Annotated in this window: 2 protein-coding genes and 1 tRNA gene; 1 reads left to right on the top strand and 2 read right to left on the bottom strand. The window is 60.2% G+C overall.

The features are described from left to right. Both ACH2EH_RS03875 and ACH2EH_RS03870 read right to left on the bottom strand, forming a co-directional pair. Positions 1-991, bottom strand: a 991-nt coding sequence (locus ACH2EH_RS03875) for an alkaline phosphatase D family protein (RefSeq protein WP_395139148.1), incomplete at its 3' end; no start/stop codon positions are given. A gap of 57 nt (positions 992-1,048) precedes the next feature. Further along, positions 1,049-1,122 (bottom strand) — tRNA-Pro (locus tag ACH2EH_RS03870). Between the two features lie 43 nt (positions 1,123-1,165). On the opposite strand from ACH2EH_RS03870, the gene ACH2EH_RS03865 reads away from it, so the two are divergent. Beyond that, entirely contained in the window at positions 1,166-2,050 is an 885-nt protein-coding gene (locus tag ACH2EH_RS03865) for an N-acetylglucosamine kinase (protein WP_395139146.1), read from the top strand. The last annotated feature ends 142 nt before the right edge of the window (positions 2,051-2,192 follow it).

Genomic DNA, 2,192 nt, shown 5'->3' with positions numbered 1-2,192 from the left:
CTTTCCAGAGTGCCTTGCTCCCCGCCAGCTCGCGCTTGAGCCAGGCAAGCTGTGTGGCACCCAGGAGCGCAGTGTCAGGACCGGAGGCGGTCTCTTTGCCCTCGGTGTTGTCTCCTCGGTAGGTGCGCATATCAATCATAAAGACATCGAGCAGTGGACCGTAGGCGATCTTTCGGTAGACCCGCCCCGGCTCCTCGGGGAACTCACGGATTGGCTGATACTCCCGAAACGCTTGGTTGGCGCGTGCTGCGAGAAGGGCGGCGCTCTTGGTCTTATACCGGGGATCGTCTAGGACGCGGCCCGGAAACCAGTTGTTCAGCGTCTCATGATCGTCCCACTGCACCAGCATCGGTACCTCGGCGGCAAACGCGCGGTAGTGCGTGTCAAGTAGATTATAGACAAAGTTCCCCCGAAACTCTGTGAGAGTCTCGGCCACCTTGGACTTGGCTTCCGTCACGACGTTCTTCCAGAGCGAGCCATCGGGGAGGCGCACTTCAGACGACAAAACGCCGTCGGCATAGATACAGTCGCCTGAGTTGATAAAGAAATCCGGCTTGCTGGCCCGCATCGCGCCGTAGCCCTTCAGGCCGCCAAACGCCTCGTTGATGCCCCAGCCCTGGCCCACGGTGTCGCCGGTCCAGACAAACGTAATATCCCGCTTCTTTGTCGGAGCCGTTCGGAGTCGTCCGATCAGAGGCGCACTGGTAGCGCGATCGCTCTCAAGGCCCGTGAAGGTCACGCGGTAGAAGACATCTTCTCCCGAGGGCAGCCCCGTTACCAGCAGCTTGCCCGTGAAATCAGAGTTCTCTAGAACAACGGGGCCAGGGAGCCGTCGGGGATTTACAAATGCCTCCGTGGCCGCCAACTCAACCTGCATCCGTGCGGGACGATCCGCGCGGCTCCAGATAATGGCACTGTCAAACGAGATATCGCCACTTTGTACACCGTATGTGAGCTCCGGGCGATCCGAGCGAATAAAGGAGAGTTTCATACGCTCACTATACAAACAAAAAAGGCTTGCCGAAGCAAGCCTTTAATAAATTATTTATCGGGGCGACAGGATTCGAACCTGCGACCTCTGCGACCCGAACGCAGCGCTCTACCAAGCTGAGCCACGCCCCGAAGCGGAAGGAATAGTATCATGCTGGTGGTGAATCTGCAAGCGATGAAAACTTTTGTAGTGGGGATTGATGCCGGGGGAACCAGCGTTCGGCTGCGGTGGAAAGAGAGCGCGAGTGGGATCGAGGAACAAGTGCGCCTGCCCGCGGCTCCCGACGGTGGCCCTGAGCCTGCTCTCGAACTTCTACGTCAGGTTCCGGGTGAGGTTTTAGCCCTCACGGCCGGAATTACAAAGGTGAGCCGGGGAGATACTAAAGCCGCTTGGGAGCAGACACTTAGAACCGCATGTCCCACCGCCGCTGTAAATGTCGTGCCTGATTTTGTGGTGGCGTTTCACGGGGCAGTTCCAGAAGGCGTCGGGCTACTCTGCGTTGCCGGAACAGGCTCAGTGATCTACGGCGAGAGTGGGAGAGGAGAGTCGGTGCGTGTGGGGGGGCGCGGCTGGGAGTACGGCGACGAGGGCAGTGGTGCCTCTGTAACGGCGGAGCTGATGCGACGAACGCTCCGTGCTTGCGATGGGCTCTGGCCCCACACGCCGCTCACACGGGCCGTCTGCGCCACGCTGGAAACCGACGACGCAGCCCTTGTCGGGGAGCGGGGGCGGCAACGGGCGCTGAGCTTTGGGCGGGGATTTCTGGTGCAGCTCGTCGCGGCATCGGCACAAAATGGCGACGACGAAGCCAAGGGGCTCTTTACGGGCGCGGCGGGCTGGTTGGCACGTTATGTCCGGGCTGCACACGCGCAGCTTGACTTCGCAGGCGGGGAAGTGGTGCGTGTTGTGTGTGTGGGGGGGATGTGGGAGCTAGGCGACTGGATGCACCCCCCTTTTGAATTGCTCATGGCCCGGTGGCTACCTGGTGTCATCACAACAGCTCCTCGGGGAACCCCCTGTGAGGGAGCGCTGCGGCTAGCGGAACGCTCCGTGCTGTAACACGGTAGAATGAGCGGGTATCTTTTACTGAGGAGGTCGTAATGGACTCGGATAATCCCACACTGAAATGGTCTCTGGCTGCAGTGGGCGTCGTGGTGGTTTGCTTCTGCCTGGGGTATTTTGTCTTTGGTTCCAAGGGGGG

The sequence above is a fragment of the Armatimonas sp. genome, from assembly GCF_043760365.1.
In the GTDB taxonomy this organism is placed as follows: domain Bacteria; phylum Armatimonadota; class Armatimonadia; order Armatimonadales; family Armatimonadaceae; genus Armatimonas.
Note: the sequence above shows the minus strand (reverse complement) of the source record. Positions and strands in the feature narration are given on the sequence as shown.

Coding starts and splice junctions, on each gene's coding strand:
- ACH2EH_RS03865 (WP_395139146.1), top strand. CDS start 1,166: ATGAAAACTTTTGTAGTGGGGATTGATGCCGGGGGAACCAGCGTTCGG.